The organism is Escherichia sp. MOD1-EC5950 (assembly GCF_002965345.1).
In the GTDB taxonomy this organism is placed as follows: Bacteria; Pseudomonadota; Gammaproteobacteria; order Enterobacterales; family Enterobacteriaceae; genus Escherichia; species Escherichia marmotae.
This window is the reverse complement of sequence record NZ_PTSR01000004.1, coordinates 139,249-161,919: the sequence shown is the minus strand read 5'-3', so window position 1 is coordinate 161,919 and position 22,671 is coordinate 139,249. Positions and strand designations below refer to the sequence as shown.

The following is a 22,671-nucleotide window of genomic DNA, read 5'->3' as shown; positions in this document are numbered from 1 at the left end:
CGGATCTGATTGAAGGAATAGCACCAATCATGCAAACTACAAACTCTCACAACCAACAAGAGATTATTCCCCCTGATGGATCAGGTTGCTATTTTCCAAAAGATGTTTGAGCAAGTGAGAACGGAGCTAAACTTTTCCTGGTTTTACACAGAGTTAAAACGTCATCATATTGCGCATTACATTTACTATCTTGCTACAGATAACATTAGGATCGTTACACACGATGACAAGGTATTGTTAATAAGAGGAAGCAGAAATCTATTAAAAGTCAGTGCCACTAAGAACCCTGAGAAAGTAATAAAAGCAGCCCGGACTCACATTGCCAGAAGATCTACTTTTCGGGAATATTGTATAACGCTCGCGAATGCGGGTGTCTTCCGGTGGGTTACTGACGTTAACGATAATAAACGTCGTTACTATTCTATCGATAATACACTCTTATATATTGAAGATGTTGAGAACAATAAACCCTTAATTTAGATGTATTAGCTCATTTCAGATCTGACAGTTATCCGTACAGGTATCTGTCAGATTATCTCTGGCTTGATTTTCTCTTCTCTGACACCACTCACGCTCCATAGCAGCTCCCAGACGGGAAGTTCATGGAAAATGCCTGCCAAAAATTGTTATATTATAACAGCGAACAGCTTTACTCTGACTGAGGAGAAAATACATGAAAATCAATGGCATAGGTAAAACCATTTTTCTTTTTGCACTGCTAACCTCAACGGCCTCTGCCGCTGGCAAGGACATTAATGTTGAGTTCAGAAAGGGGCATAGTAGCGCCCAGTACTCAGGAGAGATAAAGGGGTACGATTACGACACATATAACTTCTATGCCAAAAAAGGCCAGAAGGTGCATATCAGTATCTCCAATGAGGGTGCTGATATTGTCCTCTTTGGGCCAGGAATTAGCGACTCTGTTGATCTCTCCAGATATTCTCCCGAGCTTGATGACAATGGTCAGTACATCCTTCCCGCTTCCGGTAAATATGAGCTAAGAGTGCTTCAAACCCGTAATGACGCTCGTAAAAACAAAGTAAAAAAATACAGCGTCAACATACAGATTGAGTAAACAGAAATTGACGGGGCTATCCCCGTCATTGCTTTCCTGTACCTGAGGATAACTGTCAGTAACAGACAGAGGCTGTCTATGACGCTGTTCCTGCCACATGAAATATGACCCGGAGTCTTCCCACCCGATTGAATCTGCTGGCATAAGGGACACCCCAGCGCCCTGTTTACGCGCTAAATACGGCTTCTTTAACCGTCTGAATGCGGTGAGGATATGTCGGTAAGACTTACCTGAAAATACGGTTAATTTTTTAGTTTAAACCTTTTTTAGTTATTAGTAAGATGCATATGCTTCAACAGAAGCTGGGAAATTCAACAACTCTTAGATAATTTTGGACCTTGTCCCGCGGCTCCAATCCGACAGCCGCGCTTCTTTTCACTCTCATAGTCAACAGGTTACAAAACCTACACCTGCATGGACATCATATGACCATGTATATTTCATAAATGACAAAGATCGCCCAAGAGCACACCAGATAACAGGCAGTTAGAGTTGACTGAAACATCAAGCATCGTAGTTCTCCGTAGATCTAACGGTGTGATTTGCCCCATATATGCCCCACCACTCAGCATCGAAGAGCACAAAGCCTTGCAATCATGCTCAAAGCCTTGTGTTTCTGAGTTTTACGATACCATAATGCATGTTAATAAGAACAATATAGTTGGACAGTAAAGTAGCCACAATTTGGATTGAAATTACTTATGAATTAATTGATCGTGAAATCTCACACCAATAAACTCCATCAAATTGAAGTTCTATTCTATCAAGACCACTATTAGGGACCCAATCACCATTGAGACGCAAATTACCAGACATGTCTTTCAGGGTAACGATATCTGATGAAGTTGCAATCCCAAGAAGCAACCTTTGCCATTGCGTACCACCATTAATCGTGGTTAAATCAACCCTTCCTCCAGATAAACGGTGGAATGAGCGGGTTACAGTTATTGCCCCGGAAATGACTGGTAAAGTAGTCGCTTCATTTACTTGTTTTTTTATTAGATTGACTTCTGGCTTAAGATTGCCATCTTTATCAAGAACCATTACGTCAGAAGTTCCATATCTAAACTTCAATTTATTTTCATCACTATCATCACGATATATTTTTAAACCACTAACAGTAGAATTAGCAGAATCGCCAAACTGAATAGAGCTATCTGTAGTTCCATCTGTCTGTGTTTCTGCCCTGGCACGCAATCCTTTACCCTTATGCCAGACATCAAATCCACGCCAAGATGGGCCACCAACCAATATCACACTCCCCCCAGCGGAGTTCCCAATACATGAGGCATCCTTATAAACTGGATCGTCTGTAAATCTGCACCCAATAAAATAAACATCGCCAGTGGTGTCATCACCAACGAACCTTGAGGTATTGGCTGTAGGGTCAGATGTGTAATCAGGAAGCTCCATCACCACACTTTGAAAAACAACATTATTGGCGCTATATAATTTTATAGCATCATTACCATACTGCTGAATTCGACCGCCTGTAATATAATGTCCATTAATAGAGAACCCACCGCCATCAATAACTAATGCCGTACTATTAAATTGTCCTGTTTGCCGAGAGTGATGGTCGTTTGCATACAAATCCCAATTATCCCATCTGGTTTCACTTAGACCGTGGCTGCCTGTTCCAAGAACTATAAATCCAACATTGCCAGACGAAGATCCGTTTATGAACTTTGTACCATCAGGGTCTGATCCATAATGAATAACCCCTGCAACTGGGAAATACCCCCACACCGTTATATTTTCGTACCTCCCCCTCGTAACATCGTTGCAGAACAGCCCAACATCATAATTAGAACGATTATCAGATGAAATGCCTGTTAATTCCCCACTTTCATTTAAGACATCCATATCCATAACGATAGCAATATTTGTCATTGAGCGTGGTGAGCTGTCACCTGCTCCGTCTTTTACACAATAAGTAAAGCTATCGTATGGTGAACTTCTTACAGTGCTTCCTTTCGCAATACCAGTACCTGAGAATATTAATGTTGTCCCTGGAATTTTATTTTTGTATCCCGGCCTCAGAAATCTCTTATCGTCCTGCCAGTTTGGGAAAGCACCCATTTTAGGAGAGAATACCCCCCTCCATTCCGCTGCTTTTTTCTCAATCCCATTTGAGCATCTAAATTGACCGTGAGGAAAATATAGTGCTTTCCCATTTTGCGCACACCATTCATCAGCAGCAATTATTGCTTCCGTGTCATCAGTTATATAATCTCCTCTTGCCCCCCAAGCACGAACATCCCCCTCATCACGCCATCTTGATATCTGAAGAAGTGGATATTTCATAACACCATCAGGATCTTCTAACTGCTGGCGAAGCTGATCCGGGTCGTACTTCAACACATTAGGGAAATAGAACTGCTGCGCCCCATATGCATCGTACACAGCCATAGAATGTCCTTGCACAGTTACGAACTTGGCAATCTGTCCGTTATATACCGGATATCCAGCAGCGTTAATGATGATGGGTTGCGAAACAGGAACGTGAGAACCGTCTTCGTTCTCCACATAAACCTGAATCTGGTTTTCAGGGTTTACCGGGTCAGTGTCAATTTTACCGATATAAATTTTGCCATTGGCTACGGCTTTAAAAGAACGTGCCATAGTGAAGAGTTGCGAAGGCATCGATACAATCACATTGGCTGTAATGTCTGTCATTTAATTTGCTCCAGATACAAGGAATCGCCGCAGCATGGCTACGGTTGGGATTTGTTTGGTTTTTGAACTACGAAAATTTCGTAGTGCTATCCATCAAGGCCATCGCCGCTTAGTTGCTGCGGTGAATTTTGGGCATAAAAAAACCCAGCCGAAGCTGGGTCGTTGCGTTGGTTATCTGTCAGTAGTTATGTATTGAAGGAGGTAATTCTTTATTCTTAAGTCTCATCCATGCGGAAAGATTCGTTGGTCCGTCTGGCTCATTGATATCAACATCTCGTGTGTGATTGATTAAAACGTCTCTCGCCATTCCGATAACATACGAGAACTCATGACCATAGTCGTAGCATCTGCCGGAATAGTTCGATTGAATTTGTTTTAGCGCCGGATACAATTCGCGGAATAATGCCTGTGAGCGGTTGGCATAATCCCATAACCATACAAGACTGTTTGCTTCTTTTGCAGAAAGCTCGTTGGTTTTCTTATCTTGTTTGCCGATGAACTCTCCTTCAAGCGGAACGCGAGCAGCAAGTGACAGTGCTTCGGTAAACTGCTCCTCACTGATTTCTTTGTACGAACATCCAAAATGGGATTTCAGTGACGACCACATGGTGATCATCGCCTTCGCCTGTTTTTCTTTTGGCAGAGACTGACCGCGACTCATGACGAGTTGTTTAATGGCTTCCTGCTGTTCAGTGGTGATTTTACCCGGCAACGCCTTTTTAGCTTTGCGTGGGTTAACTACATGACCTTTAGTCCAGTACTCGTATAGCACATCGTCACACTCTTCCTGATACTGGATTACCTTGTCGCGGATTTCAGGGCGTACTTTGTTTGGACTGATGGTTTGCAGCCAGCCATTCAGTTTACGTAAAGCAAGGCAAATCATGGTCTGCACACCGCCAACTGAAGGTATTGCGATTTCCACAATACCTTTAGCAAATCTTTGTTTTAACTTTGTAAACTGTGAAGCCCAATCCATACCCATTCCCTCAACGATAGGTTTCATTGGGGTATACGGTTCGCCGTTGTGATTGACAACATAAAGCTCTGCGCCGTGGAATGGTACATTGATAGTAGATACTGCTGTTGCTATACTTTTCATGTCGTTAATTCCTATGCGTGGTTTTACGATACCGAAGCCCTGACTGTTGCCGCAGTTGGGGCTTCACTGTTTTGATTTCTTTGCTGCATCAAGCATCACTTCTGAAAACGTGCGCTTGCCACTGAATACTCTTTCTCTTCTCAATTTTTCGTTCGTGCCAAATGATTCGCCATGAACAAAATTTGGTCTTAAAATGGTAATCGCAATCTCTTTGACTACTGCATCCAAGCGAATCACACCGTTATCCCCTCCCTCTTCAGACTGTCCAACACTCGTTTAATTACTTCTGCGCTAAATGAGCGACACTCTTCCTTTGCTTTCTCTTCAAGGATTTTTTCTAACTTCTCTGGCATACGCAGTGTTTTTACCTTCATTGCATCCTCCGTTGTATGTGGTACGCATACATAGTATTTAGGTACGCATTGATAGTCAATAGATACCTACATATCCTGTGGTAAAAAATTATTCAGGATGTGCCGATGTCTGATCGTAAGTACAAAAACCCTCAAGTGAATCTGAGGCTTCCTGTAGAGATAAAGGAACGTCTTATTGAACTGGCTGAGGCTAATTCTCGTTCATTAAATGCTGAGATGGTCGCGGCACTTGAAGCATGGACCGAAAAAAATAAACACATTCAAGCACTAGACCTTGCAACTATAGCATCACGATTGATAGATCTTGAACATGATGTTGAGACGCTAAAGACCATGTATGGTAAGGATGAAAAATAATGCTGCACACAATTCATTTCTTATGCCCCGTTAATACTGCCACTGTTGGGCAACTTCAGAACCACTGTCTCACCGCATTATCTCAAGGCGCAACTGAATTAAATATCCATATATCAAGTCAGGGAGGGGAAACTGCCGCTGGCTTTACTGCGTATAACTTTCTTAAGTCACTCCCTGTTACCGTTAGAACTCACAACATAAGCAATATTGAATCCATAGCTAATATCGTTTTCCTCGCTGGCTCAGAACGTTTCGCAAACCCATTATCAAGATTCCTGTTACATCCTCTATTATGGGGCTTTGCCACCCCAGCCGCCGACCATGCCAGATTGAGAGAGTACGGGAAATGCCTCGATAACGATCTTGATCGCTTCGTTGAGACGTTCAATATCGACATCGGAACCCATATTAGGTGGGCATCCCTGATAGCAGACTCGACCATTTTGGATGCTAACAAGGCTCTTGAGCATGGCATAATTAATTCCATAAAAACTGCAAGGCTGGTATCCAATCAGGCAAACTGGTGGGTTGTTTGATGGGTAAATCATGATTACTCCTTATAAAAAACCCACCTGAAGGTGGGTTAATTTTTGCCTTTTTTGGACCATATTGACTACTCATAAAATGAGATCAATATTTAATCGCCCAATAACGGGTGCATGTTGAGGTATATCATGGCGAAAAAACCAGGTGAAAACACAGGAAAAAACGGCGGAATATACCAAGAAGTTGGCCCGCGCGGCGGTAAGAAAGACAATTTTGCCACCGTCAAGGACAACGAAAGGCTTCCGCCAACAACAAAGCCAGGTCATGGCTGGGTATTGGATAAGCGAACTCCAGACAGCAAAAAGTAATAATCAAGCCGGTTCACTCCGGCTTTTTGATATGTCGCTCGCAGAACTCAACAAGCCTGCTCATTAAGTAGCAGTAAGTCTCGTTGGCTCTTCCTGGTTCAACATCAACACCGACCCTCGAGCAGATATCGAATGCCATGTGAGCGCACTCATGGGCAATAGTAGATAGTTTGCCATTGAACACACCTATCACATGCAAAACACCATTCTCGCTGCTCATTGTATGAGACGCTCCGTTGGCATCCGAGTCCCGCACGTCCACGCCAAGTTTTTGATGCAGGCGTTGCCATTCTGGAAAGTCTCTGCAAAATACAATCGTACCGCTCTCAAAGAGCGGTACGAGCATCTTTGGTACGTTTCCAATGTTAACTTTTTTCATGGTATCCTGCGCAAAACTAAGGAGGTTGGTGTGAAGCAATTTCTTGCTGCTATGTTCTTATTCATATCTTTTGGGGCTACAGCAGAGTGCTGGGTCGTTGGAGATATGCGCGGAATAAGCTATTCAGAACGAAATAATTTCCATCCGGAAGAAGATGGTTTTAGTGGAACATTCATCATTAAGACAAGCGGTGAAGATGCTAGCATCACATATTCTGGGACAGATGCGGGCGGCATGGCTTACAAAGTATTGTCTAAAAACTCCATCATAGGAATCGGCGCGAATGGCGAAACTCAACGCGTTATCGACTCATGGGTAATACATCCTACTGGAACAGTTTTAATGTCAAAAACCATTTCCGGTTATGGAAATATGGATTCAACCAAAGCTTTTGTTGGAAAAGTAAAAAGAAAATGTTAGCGATTGAATCCAATTTCCAATACGTTACTGCTGTGTTGCCTCAGTGGCAAGCAGCGGCCTGATGGCATTCGCAGCGTTATTCAGCGCTCTTTCATATGCTGGCGTTCCAGCTTTAGTGTTTGCCAGACGTAAGAGAGCATTCCTTGCTGCTTTGGACTCATACAAGCGCATGATTGCACCGAAACCAGCCTCAAGTCCCAGTGATACACCAAGGGTTGCAGTTGCGCCAATCGTTCTAATCCTGTTAGCTTGCGATTGTCCTGTCTGTGTTACTACATTTGCGGCGTCCGACCTTGCTGTTTGCTGTAGAACTTCATGAAGAGCATCAAGCTCTTTCATGTGTCTCCCACTGAATATCGTGTTATAGATCTGACCGTCAGATTGCGACTTCAACTTATTTAACTCGGTAAGAAATTTTGTTGGCGAGTCTCCTGCTTTTTCTGCAATCTTGCTGATATAAGCAGCACGCATAGCGTTCTTTCCATCTTCACTAAGAGCTGGCCATATCCTCTTAATATCTGATGGTTTTCTGCTGAATACAACGCTGTTTATTAGCTCTGGAGTAAACTCTTTTTTAGCTTTGTTGAGATTATTCGCAATCCTTTTATTAAGAACCTTATTGAAGACGTTGGAGTAGTCAGAGTTTGCTTTGACGTATCTGGCGGCCTCTCCAGCCCCCAAATACCGCGCTGCGTTATTCCTCAAATCTGCCCCCATTGCCCTCTCCACGGCATCAGTTGCGGCTTTCGCGCTATTAGGAAAAACCATGGCATCTCCCTGAATACTTTCCCTCAAGGCTGACCGCAACTCTCTCAATAGACCAAAATCTATATCTGGTTTAGCAAGTTCTTCTCGCAAATCGGATAACCCGCGAATCAAATCCTTATTTGCCACTTTCCCAAGCCTATTAGCTCTGGTAAGTACGTTGTCGATAACCTTAATAGATTTTGATGTGTCAACTGGTGTGTCTCCCATTTTGGCTGTAATGTCTTCAATAACGCTTCCGGCCGAATCCTTCCTTGACTTCAGAGAACCATACAGATCGTCAACAACAACTGATGGGCTATATTCACCATATTTCTCAAGCTGTTTTTTAACTAGCTGACTTCTTTTTGCATACTGCTCAGCTCGCTTTGAGCCTGTTCCCAGCAAAGCACCCTCAGCATCCTGAGTAAGACCACGAGTGAAAGCATTTTTCGGCGGGATTACATCAGATGTCATTGGTGTCACGCCCATCGATTCTGATGTGGCAATTTTCTTCGCCACTTCTGGTGCAATATCACCTTTAAAGGCAGTTATTCCACGCTCAAGCCCTTTTGCAACAGTATTAACAGCACCACCTGTTAGCATGCCAACACCTATATCTGTTGCCAGTTTTCCCGCATCATTTTTCTCACTGTTTGCGGCGAGCGATCCGACTGCGTTTTCTGCCAGAAGACGGGCTGCGCCTTGAGTAATTCGACCAGCAAGTGTTGGCGCCTGAGTTGAAGCGCCGCCAACGCCAACAGTAGCCAGGTAAGGCAATGCCTCCGCAAACACCCTACCTTCTGTCGTTTGTGGAGTCAGAGCACCTTGCTGAAGTCCAAACGCCTGCTCTAATCCCTGAGTTGTTACTCGTGGCGCTGGTTGATATGTTCCATCGCCAATACCGAGTTTACCGCCAGCCCATGCCGCCGCGCTTGTTACAGCATCGGCAACTGATGCTGGTATATTTGCCACATTTACACCAGCCTGCACCAGTCCGCGACCAGTTTCTTTTACTGCTTCGCCGAGGTCAGACATAAATCCATCTTGCTGTTCTACAGGCTGCTTTTGGTTTTGAGTTGGTTGATTACTGGAGGACAGAATCTGAGCAATGCGACGCGCTCCTTCTGTATCGCCTGCCGCATCAGCGTTCCTTAATGCTGTCATCAACTGTTCACGACTATAAGCCATTACTGCCCTCCGAGATATTTGCTAATTAATTCGTCATCGGACAATTGCTGTTGAGGTTGGCTATCGCCATAACTTGAGGAAAGAAAACGTTTTGCCGCAGAGTTCAATGATTCACCCTTCTTAACATCCATCCCCATGATGTTTCGGTTGCGATCAGATTGTCCTGGGCTGCCATTTGCACTCATCCACTCCGACCTAAACTCGTTGAACTTCGCGTTATTACTTTCCATTTTTGCCATACCCCTTAACCATCGAGCCATGACCATTGGATTATCCGTTTCGCTTGGAATGCCTTTCCTTGCAAACTCAATATCCTTATCTGATGCAGGGCCGGGAGGGAGAAGCTTGGTTGCCTGCGCATTGGCTAGTTGGTTGAATCTAATCCGCATATCTCGGAGGTAGTTATCTTGCCCCGTAAGCTTAGAGAACATATTTTCAGCGTTACCGAACAAACCAGGAGTTGGCTTCTCCTTCTCCAGCGTGTCAGCGAGCGTTGTCATTGAATCGGCAGCATTACGACTAGCTGCCGCATCACCTGCTGATTTTTCTATAGCCTTTTCCATGTTCACTGATAATTTTGGCGCTGCATTAATAAGTTCCTCGGCCTTTTTTTGTGCCTGTTGTACTTCAAAACCGAATTTCTGCTTATCAAGTGCCAGTCTTTCTGCTGCAAGTCCGTGTCCGGTCATTGCAGACTGATAGGAAAGGTTTTGCCCCCTAATAGCCCTCGCATTCGTCATGTCATTATTGCGAATGGTTTCGTTAATTCTTTGCTGCTCCTGCTGGCGACCAACCATCTTATCCTGAACAGCAAACGCCTTTTCTGGTCCAAGCGCACCGAGAGACATAGTAGTCAGCATGTGTGATAACTGCTCTGGATTCTGGATACCTGTCTGAATCATCCAGTCAGCATTAGCACCAACGCGATTTAACCTGTCCTTGTTGTCAGTAATGAATTTACTGTAGGCTTCCGGTCCCTGAGAAAGAGCGACGTTAGCCCTCATGGCTAAATCGCCCATATCGTTGCGTTGCTGATCATTAAGACCGGAAAACGCCTGTTGTGCCTGTGCAATAAACGCTGGATTTTCCTGGGCAAACTTAAATAGTCCAGATGGATCACCAGAAGCCCATGCATCAGCGTGAACCTTATTGAACGCACTAATAGCTTTCTGTTGCTGTTCCTGATTGTAAATATCAGCAACTCCAGCCAGACCACGTAACGCGGTCAGGCCAACGTTATTTGCACCTGAGCGAGCCAGTTCATTGTTTTCGCGGATCAGACCAAGCGTTGCGTTAATGTCGCTTGCCTTTGGCGCATTCTCATTTTGCGCACCGATGCCAGCCAGAAAACCACCAGAATTAATACCCTGTTGCCACGTAGCCATTGATTACCCCTTAAAACAACGAGCCAAGCAATCCGATACCAGCACCAATGCCAGCGCCCCAAGGTGTTGATGTTCCCAAAAGGCTGGCAAGACCTGCACCGGCAATCGCACCAGACGTGCCGCCGCTAATTGCTGTCTGAAGACCTGATGGTTTATTGGCATTAGCAGCGGCAAGTGCTGCGCTTTGCTGTGCAATGCTGCTCATGTTGTTGGCATATGTTTGCCCGGCGTTTGCCTGACCTTGCAGTGCGCCAAGACCAATATTTGCCAGATTCTGGTAGTTGTTCATCTGACCAGATAGCCATTGCTGACCAAGCGTTGGTGCGATTGTTGCTAACTGATTACTGGTTGCGGTGGAACCCAATCCACCTGTTGCTTCCGCTGCCGCCAGACTCTGATAGCGAGCCTGACCTGCAAGGTCTTTGTACTGCTGAGAGTTGTAATACTGGTTAAGTGCCTGACCTTGCCCTTCCAGAGACGATAAGTTCTCGAGGCTGCCGACATACTTCTCAGCCAGAGGAGTAAACGGCTTCAGGTTGTTCATGATGGTGTTGAACTGCTGATTTTGCAGGTCTGCGACATACTTCTGGGCTTCTGCTGCATACTTTGCGCTTTTATCGGAGCCACCTTTCCCGCCTTTTTCAGGGTAATAAGGTTCCTCGCCGCGCAGTTTTCTGCCCAGCTTAAATGCATATAACATGGCTATCTCCCGTGATTCAGGAAGTCGATTAGTTCTTCGCGTGTTGCGCTGTAAAAAGTCACGTCATCCACGCCTTTGAAGTATTTCTTGATGGTTCCTACACGCTTAAGGCCAATCATTGCGCAGTACATCTGACCGTGGCGGAATTTGCGCGCAGCGAACGATGTGACGCACTGAACGGTGGTGTTGGTCAGAATGTATCGCCAGAACGCCAGCCCGATTTCCTTGCTGAAGCCGCGAATCTCTGGCAGGTACATGGCGTGGCAATCGAATGTCAGCGGCTGAATCTCCTGATAGTAAACAATGCCGCCGAACTGCCCGTGCACATTCACTTCAAAGTAACGGCATTCAGGTTTGTAGTCGTATCCATCACCGTTGTTGCTACCAGCGATAATGTCAGGGTGATTTCCGACTGCTTCTATCAGGTCGATGTTTCGCGTTGGTTTGAATGTAATCATCAGTCAATCAGCCCATGTAATCTAAGTGCCGTTTCAAGCGCCAGAATACGCTGCCGCGCCTGCTGCAAACCTGTAGCGAGAGCCGCGACTTCGGATTGTGTGTACGTAGTGCCGACCGCGTATGACTGGTTAGCGTTGAATGAGCCAAGAAGAGGTGTACCTGTGGCTGCAGTCCATCCGGTATTTCTTGCTCCAACAACCTGAATTCCATCAACTGAATATGATGTTTTTACATCCAGCGGTGACGCAAGAGACTGCGATTCTGTTACGGTTTTCGATACGTAATCACTCTTAATGTCAGATACATCGCTTTCTACGCCATCCAGTCTTTGGTCAACAGTGACCAGATGCGCCTGAATATCGATAACCTCATCCAGCAAGTAATCAACATCGCTACGCAGTACGACTATCTTCCCTTCGGCGGTTGTTAACCTGACCTCAAGGAGATTTATCGCTTTTGTGTTTGCGGTGATTCTTGCGTCGTGATCAGCCAGTTCTACGTCCTGTTCATCGTTTTTTACCTGGGCATCGTAAGCGCCCTGACCAGCCTGATTTGCCTTCCCAGCAATTGCACCGACATCAGCTCCCTGATTTATGACATACAGCAGGTAAGACTGGCTGAATATATTGCGTGGCAAAATTGAAGCATCAAGGCGCGTAGCCTGAACCACGACAGGATCATTCAGTGATGAATCAACCATTACTCAATCCTTATCTGGCAGCCTGAGAGAGTGACAGGTGACTTAGTGATAACGCGCAATTTGAAGCCGACATTTTTCCTGATGCGTCCGACCCGCTTCCACAAAACGCGTTTGTCGTAAACGAACGGTTCATTCTGCTCAATCATCTGCTCACGCCCGTAATTGATGCCGTCAGTGGTTGCAGAGAGAAAAAGGCGGTCAGCATACTGCGCAACTCCAGTTGACGATTCAACTTCAAGGTCGAAAACTCTGGCGTTATCCGCTTTGAACAACGGAGTAAACAGCAGGTGTTCCTGCTGCTTGTCGTACTGGCTGCTGATATCGAACTGCAATTTCCCGGTCACGGATTCCAGCTTATCGCCGCACGTTATCTGATTGCCTTCGTAAATGAAGTCGATAGCGCGGTACACATCGTCATACAAGCCAGTTTTCAACACACACCATTGCGGACCATTGGCGCTTGAAGATGCGTCGTACACGAGAACATGGCGCGGAAGGTGGATAATCAGCAACTCATGAGCATCAAATCGCAGCGATTCCATCACACCATCAGCCAGTTCATCAGCAGTGTAGGAGCGGAGGATTTTCTCAATGCTCGCGCTGGCGATTGGTGACACCTGACCGGAACCGATGATGTACACAGACGGCGCACCTGTTGCCGGATTGCTGATGAACGCATAAGAATCAGCGAATGGCGTTTTGCAGTAGGTTCCGGCAATACCTTTCTGCACCATCAGCGATGGTTGTGCGACATACAAAGCGGCACCAACGGTGGTTGCGCCAGTAAGGGAGAAATATTCAATAGTCGATGAACCAAAGCAGACGATGAAGTCTCGCCATGTCCCGATACCGATGATGCCGTCCGGCTGAGACTCGGCACGATATTGTGCGCTGTATCGGTCAGGATGTGATTCATCTTCAAGGTCAGTGATGAACCATGAATCAGTTCCGTCTTTTGACCACGCATAACGCCCACGTAAGCGCGTAATGTCGCGGACTGAGCCTAACTCATACTGCGTGAATCCGCTGTCTGTAGGCCAGTTTGAGACGGTTTTAACCGTGCCATCATAGCGATACTCGACCAGTTGACCATTAACGCCTACCGCCTGTGATGTTCGACCATGCGCCATTGATACGCGACCACTTCCGGCAACATCACCGACCTCACTTTCGCCCTTATACAGTTTGCCACCACACACGCGATAAACAGCATTCTGCGCCATGTTGTACTCGACGCCGCGAGATACACCGTTCACATCAGAACGTTTGGCAATGCCCGGGAATGAGCGAAGATATCCGCTGCTGTTCAGGATTTCTTTTGGTGTAGCCAACATATTCACTGGCAGATAGTCGATATAGTCGGCGTTTCGGAAGTCTTTGCCGACACCTTTCATAAGCGGAAGTTGCTGAATCGGCATTTATTCGCTCCCGTTATCGCAAGGTTCCTTCCGGTGGAAGTAATTCCAACCGTTCCACTTCGCCAACTGATTACCGCTACCAACAGGCATACGGTTTGGATAACCGGACTTACATTTAGCGGCTTTTGCTCTGTCCATTGCAGACAGTTTGACGAGTCGCTCTTTCCCGTATCTGGCAGTGGTTATAAGTTTTGCTGACGCTTCCAGCGCATAATCCGGAGCAATGCGGCAGGCAAGGTTGAAAATGACGGCATTGATAGCGTTATTTGATAAACCGTGCTCATCGCCCGGATCTGGAGCGACATCTGCATCAGCGAAAATGTAGCCAACGTTGATACCTGGTGACGCATCAGCGCCAAGCCATTCCGCCATCATCATTTCAAGGTCATTGACACCATCTTCCATGGACTGAGGTTCGACATCGGTTAACGTGGCATTTGATGCCACACCGAGCTTACGTAATGCCGCAAGAACTAAATCACCCTTCGTTGTCAGGTTCATCTGCTGCCGCCTTAGGTTTTCGACCAGGCTTTTTAGGCTGTTTTTCTTCTGGCTCTGGCTCTGGCTCTGGCTCTGGCTCTGGCTCTGGCTCTGGCTCTGCAACATCCTTCAGAAGATCATCAGGATGTGCAAACCAGCCAGCATCCAGATATTCCTGAAGCTCTTCGGCTTTCACGATTTCAAAGTCGTATCCAACGCCTTTCCATTTCTTCATGTCGCCATGACGAAAGATCATGTGTGTCATGCTTGTCTCCAGATAAAAAAGGGAGCCGAAGCTCCCTCTGGTTATCACGCGGTCTGGTTAGGCAGACCAACACCAATTGCCTCTGGTCGTACAGCACATGCTGAATACCACACAGCAATACGGCACTTACCAGACAGAGTGTTGATATCACCCTGCGTTGCGAAGATGCCGTTAACACCAATACCAGGAATGCTGAAGGAAGACGTTTTCATGCCAGCAAACAGTTCATGGGTTACCGGGATCGGCTGAGACAGCAGGCGGATTGAGTCATCAGCCCAGAACACGTTAGCGGTGGTTGTTGCCACGTTCAGAACGTTTACCGGAGTGGTATCAGCAAGAGAGGTGTTTACGTTAGCGTAAGCCTTCTCTTCTTTTGTCAGTGACGCGTCATCCAGTGCAATCGGTTTCGGCGTGATTTCGATGTGAGTACCATCGATCACACGGGTGATTGAGAAAGTCGCATCATCAGTTAGCACGTTCTTCGCCATCTGAGACAGGAATTTCACACCAGTGAAACTGATTTTGTCGCCGCGCTTAAATCCGGTGGTGGAGGATACGGTCACCGTTGCAACACGGTTGTCGACGTTCTCTTTGTTACCATCGGTATCAAGAGTGTATGCCTGCGGCTTAAACTTCTGCGCACCAGAAACAGTTACACCAGTAGCGGTTGACTTGGTAACTGCCGGAAGTTTCGGTGAGCGAAGAATTTCATCAAAGCCAGCAATCTGACGCTGAATGGTACCGTTGCGATACGCTTCTTCAGGAACGCGCCCAAAGATGTCACCATCTACCAGGTTGCGGCCTGCTTTGCGGTAATCGTCAGGGTTCAGGAAGTAACTGATGCCCATATCGCGGTTTAGCTCACGTGAGAACATCAGGCGCTCTGCATCAGACACAAAATCCCAGCCAGACAGGCCAGTAGATGGACCAATTGCGCGGGTATCGTGAACAACAAGCGAGCCCATTTCAGTTGCCTGTTTGGCAATCGCTGACTCAATGTTATTCGCCAGTTTTTTGGCGGATGCCTGGATTCGGCGACGGTAAGAACGCTCATCACGCAGGTCATCTGCACGAAGCTCGAAGAAATCGTTATCCGGATCGCCCATGTTGCATTTCACGGAGAGTTCCAGAATCCCGGTTGCGTTGCCAGTTAAATCCCAGCCAGTCTGGGTTGGCGCTTCCTGCTCAACAGGCATCCACACGGTGTTGCTTGAACGCTGCATGGATTCTGCCGGAGGGGTGTATTTTGTCACTTTGGACGCCATTGGCGTCAGGTTCTGGACGGTTTCGATGATTTCATCCAGAGCATACGTGACCAGTTGACCTTCATTTAATGCCATTATCGAATTCCTTTATTCAGTTGCGCCTTGAGCTTGCGGTACGTCTCTACATCCCCTTTGTTTGCTGCCGCCTCCATCTGCTTTTCAATCGCAGAGATATTTGCAGCAACAGCGTGTCCCTGAATGGGTTCATCAGGTAACGGGGCTTCTGAAACAGGCTTGGCTCTAGGCTTGAGAGTTAAACGTTCTGACAGTCGAGTGAGTTCAATCAGCGCGGATTGCCCGTCCATCGCCAGCAACTGGCGTGTTTTCTCAGGATTAGCACCAAGGTGATACATGAGAGCAGCGGATTTCTCCGGGAAGAGGCGCATGATGTCGGCACCGACTGCTGGCGGCACCAGTTGCATGAATGCGTCCTCTTTCTCCTGATAGTCAGGGATATTGAGCTTTTCCGCTGCGTCGTAGTGCTTACGGGCTGCCTCGACGTATTGCGCTGATTGCTGGGTGAACTCCTGAGTTTTGCGACCCTGCTCGGCGACAGCCTGGCTTCGTGCGTCCATAGCCTTGATCTGCCATTCACTGTTTGCCTGCTGGAAGGCAGCCAGTGCGCGGCTCTGGTCATAGTCGTACTTAGCCAGTGCATCTTCGGAAAGATAATCGTTAGGGTCTGGTTGTTTTGGTAACTCAGGGTTCACCCGCAGGTGCTCCGGCAACTCTCCACGCTTAACCGCTTCCATCTGCTGCTCAAGCTCACGCTGGCGTTTGCGTTCGATGCGGCGACGGGCAAATTCAGCATTAGTTGCCGGGTCTTGTTTTGGTTTCTCATCGTCTTTCAGGACAATCTCGAAGCCTTCTTCCTGACCTGCGATGTCGTTGGCATTATCGACAACTAAGCCATCAGCAGATGCCGCTGCATGATTGCCGGGCAGGGTTAATTCTTCAGAAGCCTGAATGTCGGTGGTTTGTTCCATGATTAACTCTCTCTTATTGAGGTGTCTCGGCTACTCCGCCGGAGGGGATTTGAACTTGACGCATAAGATTCGCGAAATCCATGCGTTGTGAATGAGTCTGGTCTGCATCTTTAAGAAGCAGCTCAGCGTTAGCACGAGCATCTTTGCTGCGCTGTTGCTGGAATTGACCTACGAGCTTGAGGTACTCACGCAGTTCTGCCTGCTTGTCGAGGTCCATATTGTTGAAGATTTCTGCAATCTTCGCGGCGTTGAGTTGGTTTTGGGCTTCAACCTTGGCCGCTTCAACCTGAATCTGCGCCTGTTGGTTCTCTGCCTTGAGCAATTCAGCCTGACCTTGCAGAAGGATACCCTGCGCCTGAATTTGCTCTGCTGATGGCTGCTGCGGCTGTTGTTGTGCCTGCTGCACCATCTCCATCTCTTCAGGTGTTTCTGGTTTCTTCAGCCCCATCATCACCAGTTGCTTGTTCGCGTACTCTCGCATCATCTCGACGCCTTTACCGTCAAGCAGCGTGAAGTATTGCAGCATCAGCATCTGGAACTCTGGAGTACCTTGCGGAACCTTGGTTAGCAACTCCTGAATCTCTGCGCGATTCTGTTCCTTCATGCTCTGGAAGGATGGCCCAACGTCCGTATAGCACTCATAGCGACCGCGAATGTCGTTGAGTGTGACCACATTGCCGGACTGATAATCGACAACTTGCGCATAGAGTTGAACGTCTTTCTCGCTTCCATCTTCAAGTGTCAGCGTTACATGACGAGGAACGTCATAAATATCGTTGACCATTGAGGCATAAATCTCGCCATCACGTCGCATTGCGGTAGCCAGGTTATCCTGAAACACGTATGTCTCAAGGTCTGCCCGCATGTTCAGTTGATTGACGGTATCGAAAGCGACCTGACCATTTGCCGCCTGCGCATCAACGCCAAGACTAGCCACCTCTTTCACTGCGTTGGTGGCTGCCTCAAGCATGTAAGCGTTGGCTTGCGGCACTTCAGGGTTTTCCATGTAGGAGATTGGACCAATCGGCAGGTCGTTACCGTTTTCATCGGTCCTGTTCTGCAGATAGTACGGATAGTCATCATTTCCACCGTACATGTATTCGTAGCCTTCGATTTGCTCAGGGAAGAAGGTCGGTTTCTTCTTCGGTGAACGAGCAACAATATCGGCGTTGAATGACATGATCATGTTACGAAGGCGCTGACCGTCTTTCGTCAGCCTTACCACTCCTTCGTAGCACTCCTTGTCACCAGCGAATGACCATTCGCCATACACTGGAACGATTGGAATATGCTCTCCGGCTATCTTCTCGCGGTCTTTCAGTATCTGCGTGCAGGTGATGATCGACTTATACACACGCCGACGCTTCACCTTGCGCTCTGCTACCTTAATGAATCCACGATTAGCTAGGTCGTCGATGACGTCTTTGATATCCTGCTGGTAATAGCTGACCGGCTCACCTGTCAGCGGGTCGCGGTAGATGAAGACTTTCTCTTTCTTCTCTTCTACCTCGTAATACTCAGCGACGTAGACGACATCATTCGATACCCACGGAAACAGCCATGTATCGTTTGGATTCTGGAAAGATGGCAGCGTGTCAGGATCAATACCGTAATCCTCTGCGAACTCTTTCCAGCCATTGCGTGACAAGGCGTTAATCACCGTGCAGTGCTTAGCGTCGCTCTTATCCATCTGCTTGCTGTTGGCGTCCCATATGACGTGTGAGCAGGCTTCATGGATTGGCAGGCGTCGGATTACCTGATTGTTGCTTGTTGGATCGTTGTCTTCGTACTGCGTGACCAGACGCCATGCACCAACACCGGACTCTATCTGCTCACGAACGCCAACGTTAACGGCAATTTTTGCCGTGTTATGGCGCATATCAGTACGATACATCCCCATCAACACATCGGCTGCATCAGGATTAGCGCCGTCTTTGGGTCGGAAGAGAACGTCGATAGGGTTCCGTCGCATCTCTGCGACAAGTTTCCTGACCACCGGGCGAACAACATCGAATTGTCCGCGATATTGCAGGGTCGTGTAGTTTGATAGCCAGTCATCCCATTGCGACACTCGGCTAAAATACAGGTCATTTGTCGCCTCGGTTCTGGCTTCATCGCTCGCCATCCAGTCCGCGTCAAACTTACACAGAATGGAATTGAGTCTGTTTTCGTCGGCCATTTAAGTTCTCCGTGCGATGGGCCTGATTGGGGCTGGTATCTTTTTCTCTTTTGGTTTTTTGATGTCGCGCATCATTTTGGCGAAGCGGCGCATCATGTATGCATAGCGAACGGCGGATAGCACGTCGTCGTTAAGCTTGACGATTTTCCCGTTTTCATCACGGTGATAGAGGCGGAATTCCTCAAAGAATGGTTCACAGGTGTTGAATACCTTGAAGCGACCATCTAGCATCATGTCGCGCAATTCAGTGATTCCAGGCTCAACAGCATTACCGCCATCAGGCCATGTCGCATGCTCCTGCAACATCATAAATCCAGCGTCCGCATACTGCCCTTTGAGCTGCTCACCGCCGCCCTTCTCGTGCTGGTTTCCGTCATGGGGCCATGCGGTTGGCACTTTATGCGCCCATGGTTTAACGGCTCCCCACGCCTGAACAGCTGTCTTTTCTTTCGCCTTCCACACGCGTGAAAGGTAGATTATGTCTGCGTCCTTATCCCACCAAAGCTGAACCTGCGCCTGTGGGTGATCCCATCCGAAATCCATCCCGCCAATTACGTAGAAGTGATCCGGACACTCGAACGGCTGACACTTAATCGTCTCTTCCGGTATCTGGAAGATTCGACCGCTACCCATCGTAGGAATACCGCGAGCACGCGCCTCTCTCTCATGCTCTGGATAGGATGCGATGATTTGCTCTTTCTGCTCGTCGGTATAGTGCTCAGCGTCATAGATGGTCATGTTGACCACTTTCTGCGACTTGCTGGGGTTCTTCAGGAACTTGGTAACAACGTCAGACATCCCCATCAGCGGGGTAAACGTCAGAATTGAGAATTGCCCGTATTTGTTGGTACGGGTAAGGCCTTCGCCATAAATGCTGTATGGTGGTTCTTCGTCAAACCACACGCCGTGGATTGTGTCACCCTGCCAGCGAGCGCGGCCTTGCGAGTATGGTTTGAAGTAGCAGATTGAAATGCCATCTTCAACGCCATCAGCCGTGTGATGCTTAACCAGAAGATGATCAACAAGGTTCGGAAAGAAAGGAGACTTCTTCCAGCTAATGATGTCCTCTTTCGGTATGGAACCGTAGCCAGGCTCATCATTCTCTTCGATACGACCGCACAGGATGCGTTGAGTCGTTTTGGTTACAGTCTCGTTTGTCTCGCCACCAATCCAGAAGACAACAGGCTCATAGAAACGCTTACCTTTCCACTCCCCGCCATATTTACCATCAGCCGGATAGCCTTTTGTTCCCGGATAACGCCCGGTAAGGTGAAACGCGACTTCAGCAGCACCAGTAAATGACTTACCAAGCTGGTTACCAGCCATAAAACATCGCTCTGGGTAGTCATGCCCGGCGTCGATGAACTCACGCTGTTTGCTGTATGGCGTAAATTCATATAGCAGGTGTGTGTTCCGGTAGTTCTCTTCTTCTTCGAGTAGCTCGAGCAACTCGATTTGCTCTTCGTCGCTCAGGTTATCAAGAATCGCGTCCAGTTCCACGGTTGAATAGCTCCTTGATACGAGAGCGCCGCTTATCGCGATCTCCCTTATCAGGTGTCACGTCTTCAACTTGCGACTGCTCTTTGAGGCCCAAATCACGGGCGATGATGTTAGCGTTGAGAAGGTCAGCGGCTGCGCCAGAGAATTTCTGGTCGTAGATGATGTCTTCCGCTCGTGATGTGACGTCAGAAAAACCTTCCATTGACCGGAAGGTTCCCCATGTTTGCCTGGTGATATCAAGGAAGGTACACAATCCTGAAATAGTCATGGCTCGCATCTTAGGGACATTAGCCTTAATTATTTCTCCCTGATATGAAAATACCTTACCCTCCCATAGCGGGTTATCATCAGCCCACTCGAAGTATTCACAACAAGCAGCCCACAGCGCCTCAGGCGATTCGAATTTAGGATTTCGCCCATGGCTACTGCGGGCCTCCCAAAATCGGTTGCCCTTTGGTGCTGCCATATTCATCTCACTTAATTGTCATTTCAGGTTGAGGACTCTTTCGCGCTTTCAATCAGTGACTGCTTCAGCAATTCGAGTGTGCCAATCGCCTCGCATAAACTGATTTCACCATCGTAATCATGAATGACGCTTTCCAGCCGCTCATAAAGCTCTTGAGTAATTGGGAATTTCTTCTCCTTACCCAAATTGATTACACGGATCACATCATGCTCCGGTAGTGAACAGGTCTAACGCTTCCTTCGATTTACGCACCGCTTCGATAGTGCGGGTCGTGATATCCGAATTAGCGCCGCCTGACTGGAAGTGAATTTTGAATAGCTCAAGCTTCAGCTAGTCAGTGCCAATGAATTGAAATGCTTCTTCTGCGGCTGCGTTCTGGTTCATGACCAGTTTGTAAATCTCTAGCTGGAATTTCTGTTCTTCAGTCATGGGAATAATCTCTGCCATTGTTGGCTCCGTTTATCCGTTAAAAGGGATATCAGTTAAGTTATCCCGTGTAGGGTATAAGCCATTATCAAAGCCACTCTGTAGGGAATGGCTTTTGTGATGGCAATAAAAAAGGCCGCCTGAGCGACCTGCTAGTTGTTCACAACTTCCATTGTTGAAGGTTCAGCATGTCGAAAAATGATCCGCATTTAGGGGTATTTTCCATTCTTGCCCTCTCTTCAGCCGCTTTGTAATAAGCCATTGGCCTTTTCACACCATCGGCACCAGTGATGTATTCAACGCCTCCCTTCTGGTCTTTGTCTTTGTTTACGGAAAACATCGCAACCTCTTCCACTTGTTCGTTATCGATTCAGCGGATGTCTTTCCATCAGTCCGCCACCACAAAGAATCTTTTTTTGCCATAAGGCAGGAGGTTCATCTTTCAGTGGCTGCCAGTGTTATTTCCCCGCTTACTGGCTTGGGTTGTTTCGCGGTACTGCCGTAACTGGTTGCCCAGAATAAATTTCGGTTTCATTATCAAGCCCACCAGTAGATGGGCTTTGTAATGGCTACTTCGCTTTTGCTTCCGCTCGCTTACGCCGGCGCTCTTCTTTCCTCTCGGCTTTTGCCATGTCCATGAATGCCTGCATGATCGAGTTCCGCATCATGTAGCTAACAAAGTGATGATTGACACAGCCGTTGAGGCGCAGCTGCTCGCCATATCTTTTTTCTGATCAAACTCATGACACTTCATATTGAGCTGCGCACTTAAGCTGTTGCGATGCTGAAGTTCTCCGGTGAAGTAGTCATCCAGGACTTTATAGGCTGCATATTTAAATCCGGGGTTTAGCCATGCTGCATAATCATAAGCAACAAACTTCCCGCCATATGTTCCACCGTGTACACCGCGCTCAGTAAAAACCACAGATTCGTGGTTTTTCTCCAGCTCGGCTAAGAACTCTTTGGTCTGCTTGTTTCGCAGGTAGTGGTACGGAGATTCAGATTCACTTTTACCACTGGCTTTCCACATATCAGTGAGGCAGATCATGCCATCTTCACCGATACGAATTGGTTGATTGAAGAGGGTTAATGATTTCATAGCGTGTACCTACTCTTTGAAATGAACCTTTGCCGCACAGGAAACCAGCCCACCGAGGCTCGCCAGCACTAACTGGTATCCTCAAAGGCCCATTCCAAAGGGGCCGGTTCGGTGTAAAAAACATGCGTTGCGGTACGCATTTATTGCAAAAAGCCCCGCATCGCGAGG

27 protein-coding genes and 1 pseudogene are annotated in these 22,671 nt (G+C 47.4%); 6 read left to right on the top strand and 22 right to left on the bottom strand.

Features of this window, described 5'->3' with window-relative positions:
* Positions 1-75: 75 nt before the first annotated feature.
* Together BEA93_RS07695 and pliG are read left to right on the top strand one after the other, a co-directional pair.
* Entirely contained in the window at positions 76-480 is a 405-nt protein-coding gene (locus tag BEA93_RS07695) for a DUF1398 domain-containing protein (protein WP_016248821.1), read from the top strand.
* A 193-nt stretch (positions 481-673) separates the two neighbouring features.
* On the top strand, positions 674-1,075 hold the full coding sequence (pliG, locus tag BEA93_RS07690) for a g-type lysoyme inhibitor PliG (RefSeq protein ID WP_105224422.1): 402 nt from the start codon (positions 674-676) through the stop codon (positions 1,073-1,075).
* Between the two features lie 699 nt (positions 1,076-1,774).
* On the opposite strand, the gene BEA93_RS25630 is transcribed toward pliG, so the two are convergent.
* The 4 genes from BEA93_RS25630 to BEA93_RS07675 form a co-directional block, all read right to left on the bottom strand.
* Positions 1,775-3,754 carry a phage head-binding domain-containing protein gene (locus BEA93_RS25630; protein WP_236942048.1) on the bottom strand — a complete coding sequence of 660 codons (1,980 nt, stop codon included), beginning with the start codon at positions 3,752-3,754 and terminating at the stop codon, positions 1,775-1,777.
* 178 nt (positions 3,755-3,932) lie between these two features.
* A complete protein-coding gene (locus tag BEA93_RS07680) occupies positions 3,933-4,856 on the bottom strand; it encodes a phage antirepressor N-terminal domain-containing protein (RefSeq protein ID WP_105224421.1) in 924 nt (307 codons plus the stop codon).
* 63 nt (positions 4,857-4,919) lie between these two features.
* Positions 4,920-5,093, bottom strand: a complete 174-nt coding sequence (locus tag BEA93_RS25300) for a hypothetical protein (RefSeq protein WP_000620145.1) — start codon at positions 5,091-5,093, stop codon at positions 4,920-4,922.
* Positions 5,090-5,230, bottom strand: a complete 141-nt coding sequence (locus BEA93_RS07675; RefSeq protein WP_023150346.1) for an Arc family DNA-binding protein — start codon at positions 5,228-5,230, stop codon at positions 5,090-5,092. Before BEA93_RS07675 ends, BEA93_RS25300 begins: the two co-directional genes overlap by 4 nt.
* 105 nt (positions 5,231-5,335) lie before the next feature.
* On the opposite strand from BEA93_RS07675, the gene BEA93_RS07670 reads away from it, so the two are divergent.
* The 3 genes from BEA93_RS07670 to BEA93_RS07660 all read left to right on the top strand — a co-directional run bounded on the left by BEA93_RS07670 (position 5,336) and on the right by BEA93_RS07660 (position 6,441).
* Complete coding sequence (locus BEA93_RS07670; RefSeq protein WP_097563420.1) at positions 5,336-5,587, top strand: Arc family DNA-binding protein; 252 nt, start codon at positions 5,336-5,338, stop codon at positions 5,585-5,587.
* Entirely contained in the window at positions 5,587-6,123 is a 537-nt protein-coding gene (locus BEA93_RS07665; protein WP_105224420.1) for an ATP-dependent Clp protease proteolytic subunit, read from the top strand. Before BEA93_RS07670 ends, BEA93_RS07665 begins: the two co-directional genes overlap by 1 nt.
* A gap of 138 nt (positions 6,124-6,261) precedes the next feature.
* Positions 6,262-6,441 carry a hypothetical protein gene (locus BEA93_RS07660; RefSeq protein ID WP_001085430.1) on the top strand — a complete coding sequence of 60 codons (180 nt, stop codon included), beginning with the start codon at positions 6,262-6,264 and terminating at the stop codon, positions 6,439-6,441.
* A 13-nt stretch (positions 6,442-6,454) separates the two neighbouring features.
* Here the strand turns inward: BEA93_RS07660 and BEA93_RS07655 are convergent, their stop codons facing one another.
* Complete coding sequence (locus BEA93_RS07655) at positions 6,455-6,820, bottom strand: hypothetical protein (RefSeq protein WP_000757528.1); 366 nt, start codon at positions 6,818-6,820, stop codon at positions 6,455-6,457.
* Positions 6,821-6,871: 51 nt separating this feature from the next.
* Here BEA93_RS07655 and BEA93_RS07650 point away from each other — a divergent pair, with 51 nt between their 5' ends.
* Entirely contained in the window at positions 6,872-7,240 is a 369-nt protein-coding gene (locus BEA93_RS07650) for a hypothetical protein (protein ID WP_085956046.1), read from the top strand.
* Between the two features lie 24 nt (positions 7,241-7,264).
* Here BEA93_RS07650 and BEA93_RS07645 read toward each other — a convergent pair whose 3' ends face one another.
* The 17 genes and pseudogenes from BEA93_RS07645 to BEA93_RS07565 all read right to left on the bottom strand — a co-directional run bounded on the left by BEA93_RS07645 (position 7,265) and on the right by BEA93_RS07565 (position 22,503).
* Positions 7,265-9,175, bottom strand: a complete 1,911-nt coding sequence (locus tag BEA93_RS07645; protein WP_000331835.1) for a hypothetical protein — start codon at positions 9,173-9,175, stop codon at positions 7,265-7,267.
* On the bottom strand, positions 9,175-10,560 hold the full coding sequence (locus BEA93_RS07640; protein ID WP_105224419.1) for a DNA transfer protein: 1,386 nt from the start codon (positions 10,558-10,560) through the stop codon (positions 9,175-9,177). The genes BEA93_RS07645 and BEA93_RS07640 overlap by 1 nt, the downstream gene beginning before the upstream one ends.
* A 10-nt stretch (positions 10,561-10,570) precedes the next feature.
* The gene (locus BEA93_RS07635) at positions 10,571-11,260 is read right to left on the bottom strand and encodes a DNA transfer protein (RefSeq protein WP_105224418.1); all 690 of its coding nucleotides are present in this window, start codon (positions 11,258-11,260) and stop codon (positions 10,571-10,573) included.
* A gap of 2 nt (positions 11,261-11,262) precedes the next feature.
* Positions 11,263-11,718 carry a DUF2824 family protein gene (locus BEA93_RS07630; RefSeq protein ID WP_000627632.1) on the bottom strand — a complete coding sequence of 152 codons (456 nt, stop codon included), beginning with the start codon at positions 11,716-11,718 and terminating at the stop codon, positions 11,263-11,265.
* The gene (locus BEA93_RS07625) at positions 11,718-12,419 is read right to left on the bottom strand and encodes a phage tail protein (RefSeq protein WP_105224417.1); all 702 of its coding nucleotides are present in this window, start codon (positions 12,417-12,419) and stop codon (positions 11,718-11,720) included. Before BEA93_RS07625 ends, BEA93_RS07630 begins: the two co-directional genes overlap by 1 nt.
* Positions 12,419-13,837, bottom strand: a complete 1,419-nt coding sequence (locus tag BEA93_RS07620) for a packaged DNA stabilization protein gp10 (protein ID WP_001122392.1) — start codon at positions 13,835-13,837, stop codon at positions 12,419-12,421. The genes BEA93_RS07625 and BEA93_RS07620 overlap by 1 nt, the downstream gene beginning before the upstream one ends.
* Complete coding sequence (locus BEA93_RS07615) at positions 13,838-14,338, bottom strand: packaged DNA stabilization gp4 family protein (RefSeq protein WP_096932823.1); 501 nt, start codon at positions 14,336-14,338, stop codon at positions 13,838-13,840.
* Positions 14,316-14,582 carry a hypothetical protein gene (locus BEA93_RS07610; RefSeq protein ID WP_105267627.1) on the bottom strand — a complete coding sequence of 89 codons (267 nt, stop codon included), beginning with the start codon at positions 14,580-14,582 and terminating at the stop codon, positions 14,316-14,318. Before BEA93_RS07610 ends, BEA93_RS07615 begins: the two co-directional genes overlap by 23 nt.
* Before the next feature lie 44 nt (positions 14,583-14,626).
* Entirely contained in the window at positions 14,627-15,922 is a 1,296-nt protein-coding gene (locus tag BEA93_RS07605) for a P22 phage major capsid protein family protein (protein WP_001196946.1), read from the bottom strand.
* Complete coding sequence (locus BEA93_RS07600) at positions 15,922-16,833, bottom strand: scaffolding protein (RefSeq protein WP_105224415.1); 912 nt, start codon at positions 16,831-16,833, stop codon at positions 15,922-15,924. Before BEA93_RS07600 ends, BEA93_RS07605 begins: the two co-directional genes overlap by 1 nt.
* 13 nt (positions 16,834-16,846) lie before the next feature.
* Positions 16,847-19,012: a portal protein gene (locus BEA93_RS07595; protein ID WP_023486193.1), complete on the bottom strand. Its 2,166-nt coding sequence runs from the start codon at positions 19,010-19,012 to the stop codon at positions 16,847-16,849.
* Positions 19,013-20,512 carry a terminase large subunit domain-containing protein gene (locus tag BEA93_RS07590; protein ID WP_000417850.1) on the bottom strand — a complete coding sequence of 500 codons (1,500 nt, stop codon included), beginning with the start codon at positions 20,510-20,512 and terminating at the stop codon, positions 19,013-19,015.
* Positions 20,490-20,978, bottom strand: coding sequence for a DNA-packaging protein (locus BEA93_RS07585; RefSeq protein ID WP_000729920.1), 489 nt, complete (start codon positions 20,976-20,978; stop codon positions 20,490-20,492). Before BEA93_RS07585 ends, BEA93_RS07590 begins: the two co-directional genes overlap by 23 nt.
* Positions 20,979-21,001: 23 nt before the next feature.
* A complete protein-coding gene (locus tag BEA93_RS07580; RefSeq protein WP_105224414.1) occupies positions 21,002-21,181 on the bottom strand; it encodes a hypothetical protein in 180 nt (59 codons plus the stop codon).
* Between the two features lies 1 nt (position 21,182).
* A pseudogene (locus BEA93_RS07575) lies at positions 21,183-21,425 on the bottom strand (DUF2560 family protein).
* A 139-nt stretch (positions 21,426-21,564) separates the two neighbouring features.
* On the bottom strand, positions 21,565-21,759 hold the full coding sequence (locus BEA93_RS07570; protein WP_236942047.1) for a hypothetical protein: 195 nt from the start codon (positions 21,757-21,759) through the stop codon (positions 21,565-21,567).
* Positions 21,760-22,068: 309 nt separating this feature from the next.
* Positions 22,069-22,503: a KilA-N domain-containing protein gene (locus tag BEA93_RS07565; RefSeq protein WP_105224412.1), complete on the bottom strand. Its 435-nt coding sequence runs from the start codon at positions 22,501-22,503 to the stop codon at positions 22,069-22,071.
* Between the last annotated feature and the right edge of the window lie 168 nt (positions 22,504-22,671).